A 5,932-nucleotide genomic window follows, 5' to 3' on the forward strand; every position below is an offset into this window, starting at 1 on the left:
GGATAATATTGCGCGGCGGCGGGGCTTGCGACGGCGAGAGCCGCGCCCGCGGCTGCGAGAGAGATCAGAAGTTTACGCATCACGGCTCTCCTTGGTTGAGCGGTTGATGCGTGGAGTTGTGCGCCGATTCGCTTGAGGCGCGTCTGAACATTGCCGTCAGTCGCCGTTCAACATCATTAATGCCGCGAAACGGCTCTGCGTCAGTTCTTGATCTTCCAGCCGCTCTTCAGGACGGCGTAGCAGATCGCGCACAGCACGAGGTTGAGCGCGAGCAGGCCGATCGCGCCGACCCACAAGGGCGAATCGCTGATCCCGAGGAAGCCGGCGCGGAAGCCCGAGATCACGTAGAAGAAGGGATTGGCGTGGCTAATCTTTTCGAAGCTCGGGGCGAGCTGCTTGACCGAATAGAAAGTGCCGCTGAGCAGGGACAATGGCGTGACCACGAAATTCGTCACCGCCGCGGCATGGTCGAACTTGTCGGCCCAGAGCGAGGTCAGGAGGCCGAGCAGGGATAGCAATAGCGAACCCATCAGCCCGAACCAGAACACCAGCCCGGGATGCCGAACGTCGACCGAGACTCCCGGCCACAGAAGCATCGCGACCCACACCGCGAGCCCGACGAGGAACGCCCGGGTCACCGCCGCGCCGATCAGCCCGGCCATCAGCTCGCCGGTCGACAGCGGCGGCATCAGATAATCGACGATATTGCCCTGGATCTTGCCGACCAGCAGCGAGAAGCTCGCATTGGCGAAGGCGTTCTGCATCATCGCCATGACGATGAGGCCCGGCCCGATGAAGTCGGCGTAGTGCACGCCCATGATCTTCCGCCCGCTCCCGCCGAGCGCGACGGTGAAGATGGCGAGATAGAGCAAGGTCGTGATCGCGGGCGCCCAGACGGTCTGCAACTGGACCTTGAAGAACCGCCTCACCTCCTTGATATAAAGGGTCTCGAGGCCTCCCCAATTGACGCCCCTCAGCACCGGCGTGCCCGGTGCGAAGCGCACCCATCGCGCTTGCGGGTCGTTGATCGGCTGGTCGTTCACGGCGCCGCGGCGACTATCGGGTGAAGTCGCGGCCCGCAAGGAATTGGAGCTTTTTTGCAAATGTCCTGGACCGAAGAGCGCATCGAGCGCCTGAAGAAGATGTGGCACGAGGGCGCGACCGCCAGCCAGATCGCCGACGAGCTCGGCGGAGTGAGCCGCAACGCGGTCATCGGCAAAGCCCATCGCCTCGGGCTCGAGCAGCGCCCCTCCCCCGTGAAGCCGGGCGAGGAGAAAGAGGTCAAGAAGCCCGCCGCCGCGGCACCCGCGCCGGCCGCTCCCGCCGCTCCGAAGGCTGCTCCGAAAGCTGAGGCTCCAAAACCCGCGCCCGCGGCTCATGCGCCGCCTCCCGCCGCGGCCGCGGCACCCGCGCCGGCGACGCCGCACCGTTCGGCTCCGGAGATGCAGTATCGTTCGATCGGCCCCGGCGGCTTCGTCCGTCAGGGGCCCGGCGACCAGCAGGCCCCGATCCCGCCCGCTCCGCCGCGCCGCCTCGTCCCCGCCAAGCCGAGCCCCGAGGTCGCCGACAAGACCAGCCTGCTCGAACTGAACGACCGAATCTGCAAATGGCCGATCGGCCATCCGGGCGAGCCCGACTTCTACTTCTGCGGCGAGCCCGCGAACCCGGGCTTCCCCTATTGCGTCGCGCATTGCGGAGTCGCCTACCAGGCCCAACTCCCCCGCCGCGACCGCCGCCCCCCGCCCCCGCTTCCGTTCGGCGGGCCGAGGGTTCGCTAAATATCCAGCAGCAACATCAGCGAGGCGGTGAAGCGGTGAGCTTCGCCGCCTCCTCGGTGCATACGTAAGGCAGCCCCGGCTCGCGGCAGAAGTCCGGCCAGTGTCCGGTGCGCCGCCAATAATCGATCAGCTTGAACCGCGCCGCCAATTGCATGAACCTCGGGTCGCGGCGCAACCCGGCCGTTTCTGGCTCGAATAGGAACGAAGGGCCGTCGGACGGTCCGGGCGAGTAACGGGCGCCAACGGCGAACGCGTCATCGTCGAACCCCAGCAACGAAAGCCGGCCGATCGCCTGCTGCGGATCCGACCGGCTCGAGGCGATCAGGCTCTCGCGCACCGCATTCCGCGCCCCCGCGTCTCCGGACTGAAGCGCCTTCAACAGCGTTCGGATACCGGCGACCCAGGCAGGCGAAACCGAAGCACCGAAGTCCCCTGCGCGATCCAACAGGCGAAGTGCATCTCCCCAGCGCTTCTGGGTCATCAGGCTCTCCAGTTGAATCTGCCAGACGTTGACGTCGTTCGGCCAAAGCTGCGCGAATTTGGCGAGATCCCGGTCCGCCTGATCCGCCCGGCCGATCCAGACCAGCCCGTCGGCCGCTTGCTGCGCCCAGTCGACGCTCTGCGGATTCGCGGCGGCGGCGCGCTCGTACAATTCTTCGGCATCCTCGAGCCGGCCGACGTCCGTCATGACATTGCCGAGAAAGCCGTTCGCGTGCGGCCAACCCGGATTTGAGGCGAGCGATTTCCTGAACAAGGCTTCGCGTCCGGCGAAATCGAGTGGCGGGGCAAGGAGCCCCAACGCGACAAACCCGTCCGGGTCCTTGGGATCGAGCTTGAGCGCAAGCTTCGCCTGCTGATCCGCCTCGCTGCGGAGCGTGGCCGCCTGGTCTGCGGGCATGAGCGGCAGGACGAAGGCGATGTGCTTGGCCAGCATCGAGTGCGCAGGCGCGAAGTCTGGAGCGCCGCTCGCGGCCTGACGCATGGCGTCCAGCATGGCGTAGGCGGCGCGCAAGCCGGATTGGCCATGATCGGTGGTTTCCGAAAGCTCGCAGGCGTGAAGAAATGCCTGAAGCGCCGCGTCGCTGATGCGGACGCTCGGCGCCAATGCCTGCGACGAGCAGTTGAGGACGGCGACGGTCAACGCTCCGACCCGCGCCTGCAGCTGCTGCGATTGCGCGAGCGGCTGCGACAGTTGGGCGGTCCACAAGGTCGCATGCTGCACCGGGTCGTCCAGGCGCATGCTCACGGCGAGGTCGGGACCCTTGTCCTCCACCGCGCCGCTGAACATCAGGCCGACGCCGAGGCGTTTCAGGCGATCCGCGGAATCGTTGCCCTGCAGGGTCGCGGCCTCCGCCGGAGACAAGGTCTGCAATTGGTCGTCGGTCAGGACGTTCTGCAGACTGTCTGAAAGCTCTGCGGCAAAATTGCCGAGGTCCCGATTGTCGCCGATCGTGCGGAATGGCTGAAGAGCGATGCGGGGGCCGCGCGCTGTCCCGTGGTCCATGCCGCGCACGAGCAGGAGGCCGGCGCCCGCCAACATGATTATGGCCGCACCCGCCAGCGCAAGCACCGGCCTTCGTCCGCTCAGCCCCCTTCGCTTGGCTGGCTTGCTCTTGACCGGAATCGCGGAAGCTGGAGCGGCTTCGTTGCCCGAGCTGCCCGCGAAATGGGCGACGCTCGCAAGCACCTTCGCCCACTGCGCATCCGCGGGGTCACCGCGCCATCCGCTGAGGTCGGCGGTTTGATACTGGTTGAATGGAAGCGGTATTCGCGGCGCGCCGATCGCGACCTGGATCAGCTTGCCTTCGCCACGCGCAAGCTCCGCTTCGGCCCGGACCCATTGCGATTTGACCGCCGTTTCCGACCAGAGGACCAGGACCGCCTTCGCGTCGCGAATTTCATCTTCGATGACATTGGAAAAGCTGCTGTGCGGAAGGAGGGCGCTATCCCACCAGGTGGTAAATCCCGCGGCTTCCAGCTGCTCCGCGATCGTTCGCGCCAGCGCCTCATCTCCTCGCGCGTAGGACACGAAGACATCCGCCATCAACCCACATCCCCGCGTTCGGACGAGGAACTCTAGCCAGTTGCAGCTGACGATGCGAGAGGCGGAGCTTCAGGCCACCGGGCGACGACGGAGATGTCCATGCTGACCGCTCATGACATCACTCGCATCTGGTTCGGCTGCGGCAATTTCGGCGGGATCGGTTCCTCGCCGCGCCTGCGCGGCGCGGGCGACAGCGAAGAGCGCGCGCTGCAGCTGCTCGATCATGCGCGCCGCGCGGGCCTTCGCCGCTTCGACACCGCGAACACCTACGGCGGCGGGGCGAGCGAGGTCATCCTCGGCAAATGGCTGCAGTCGCAAGGCAGCGCATTCGTCCAGAACGCGCAAATCGCGACCAAGGTCGGCAATCCGCACGGCTGCCCGCCCGGCAAAACGCCGCTCGGCCGCACACAGATCGCGCATCACCTCGACCAATCGCTAAGCCGTCTCGGCGTCGAGCGGATCGACCTCTATTACATCCACGAATTCGATCGCGTGACTCCGCTCGAAGAGACGCTTGGAGCGATGGAACGCGCAATCGAGGCCGGAAAGATCGACCGCTTCGGCGTGTCCAACGCCACGCTGGCCGATGTGCAGGCGGTCCGCGATCTTTCTCCTCGCACTCTCGCCGCACGCTTCGAATATGTGCAGAACGAATATAATCTGCTCGCCACCGCCGATGCCGAGGCGCTGATCCCCTTCTGCGTCGAGCATGGCCTTCGCTACACCGCCTTCAGCCCGCTCGCCGGCGGCTTTCTCACCGGCAAATACCGCCCCGGCGAAGCGCCGCCGGCAGACAGCCGCCTGGCCCACGCGCCTGAAGTCTGCGCCGCTTACTCGAGCCAGGATGCCTTCGCGGCGATCGAGCAGTTGAGGCAGTCCGCCCAAGCGCAACAGCAGATGATGCCCGAAGCCGCCCTGCGCTTCATCCTCGACACTCCGGGCGTCGACGGCTTGATCATCGCCCCGCGCCGTATCGAACAGTTCGCGAGCCTCGGTTTCGAACCGCAATGACGCGTCGGCTTTGGCGCCGCTTTTTCAGTTGAGCGCGGGCTTCCGTCCAACAAGCAGATTACACTGTTGTAATGATGCCCGAATTCTCGAGCAGTGAACTTGCCGACTTGGTGATGTAATATTATCCCGCTCCGCGGGCGGGGGTCTTTCCCTCGCCTTGTTCGTGGAGCGCCATGAAGCTTTCTTGTCGGCTGTCGGCTGCGATTCTTGTCCCGCTGCTCGCGGGCGGATGCGTCGTCGGTCCGAACTTCAAGACTCCCGCGCCGCCGCCCGTCGCCGCCTACACGCAGGAGCAGGAGCAACCGCGGACGACCGCCGCCGCGCCGGGCGTGCCCGGAGGCGAAGCGCAGCACTTCCTTTCCGGCGCGGACATCCCCGCGGACTGGTGGACCCTGTTCCATTCGACGGAACTGAACGCCCTCATCGCCGCGGCGCTCGCGCACAATCCCGACCTGGCGGCCGCGCAGGCGGCGTTGCGCGTGGCGCATGAGAACACGCTGGCGCAACACGGCGCTTATCTGCCGCAAGTCAGCGCGGGGGCGAGCATCACGCGCGAGAAGGACCCGTCCGCCACGCTGGCGCCGGTGCCGGCGAACAACAGCTTCGCCTACAGCTTGATCACTCCGGCGGTCAGCGTCTCCTATACCCCCGACGTGTTCGGCCTGAACAAGCGGACGGTCGAGAGCCTGGCGGCGCAGGAGCAGGCGACCCGCTATCAGATGGTCGCGGTCGACATCACGCTCAGCGCGAACGTGGCCCTGGCGGCGATCACCGAAGCTTCGCTCGAAGACCAGATCGATACGACCAACGCGCTGATCGGCTTGAACCGTCAAATCCTCAGCCTGCTGCAATACCAAAAGTCCAAGGGCTACATCGGCGGCGCCGACATCGCCGCGCAGCAGACGCAGCTGGCGCAGCTCGAAGCGTCCCTGCCTCCGCTGATCAAGCAGCGCGACCAGCAGAACCATCTCATCGCCGTGCTCACCGGCCGCTATCCCGCGCAGGCGGGCGCGACGAAGTTCAGCCTCGCGAGCCTGACGCTTCCCACGGACCTCCCGCTCAGCCTGCCTTCGACCCTGGTCGAGCAGCGGCCGGACGT

The 5,932-nt window shown here is 66.2% G+C and carries 5 protein-coding genes; 3 read left to right on the plus strand and 2 right to left on the minus strand.

What is annotated here, in order from left to right; genetic code table 11:
* Nucleotides 1–200: 200 nt before the first annotated feature.
* A complete protein-coding gene (locus VFT73_RS01835; protein WP_326408435.1) occupies nt 201–1,043 on the minus strand; it encodes an ABC transporter permease in 843 nt (280 codons plus the stop codon).
* A gap of 60 nt (nt 1,044–1,103) precedes the next feature.
* Between VFT73_RS01835 and VFT73_RS01840 the strand changes: the two genes are divergently transcribed.
* Nucleotides 1,104–1,778: a GcrA family cell cycle regulator gene (locus tag VFT73_RS01840; RefSeq protein WP_326408436.1), complete on the plus strand. Its 675-nt coding sequence runs from the start codon at nt 1,104–1,106 to the stop codon at nt 1,776–1,778.
* 16 nt (nt 1,779–1,794) lie between these two features.
* On the opposite strand, the gene VFT73_RS01845 is transcribed toward VFT73_RS01840, so the two are convergent.
* Complete coding sequence (locus VFT73_RS01845; RefSeq protein WP_326408437.1) at nt 1,795–3,822, minus strand: TIR domain-containing protein; 2,028 nt, start codon at nt 3,820–3,822, stop codon at nt 1,795–1,797.
* A 99-nt stretch (nt 3,823–3,921) separates the two neighbouring features.
* Here VFT73_RS01845 and VFT73_RS01850 point away from each other — a divergent pair, with 99 nt between their 5' ends.
* On the plus strand, nt 3,922–4,833 hold the full coding sequence (locus VFT73_RS01850; protein WP_326408438.1) for an aldo/keto reductase: 912 nt from the start codon (nt 3,922–3,924) through the stop codon (nt 4,831–4,833).
* A 173-nt stretch (nt 4,834–5,006) separates the two neighbouring features.
* Nucleotides 5,007–5,932: efflux transporter outer membrane subunit (locus VFT73_RS01855; RefSeq protein WP_326408439.1), on the plus strand; the 926-nt coding region annotated here is incomplete at its 3' end.

The organism is Sphingomonas sp., assembly GCF_035758555.1.
GTDB lineage: Bacteria > Pseudomonadota > Alphaproteobacteria > Sphingomonadales > Sphingomonadaceae > Sphingomonas_B.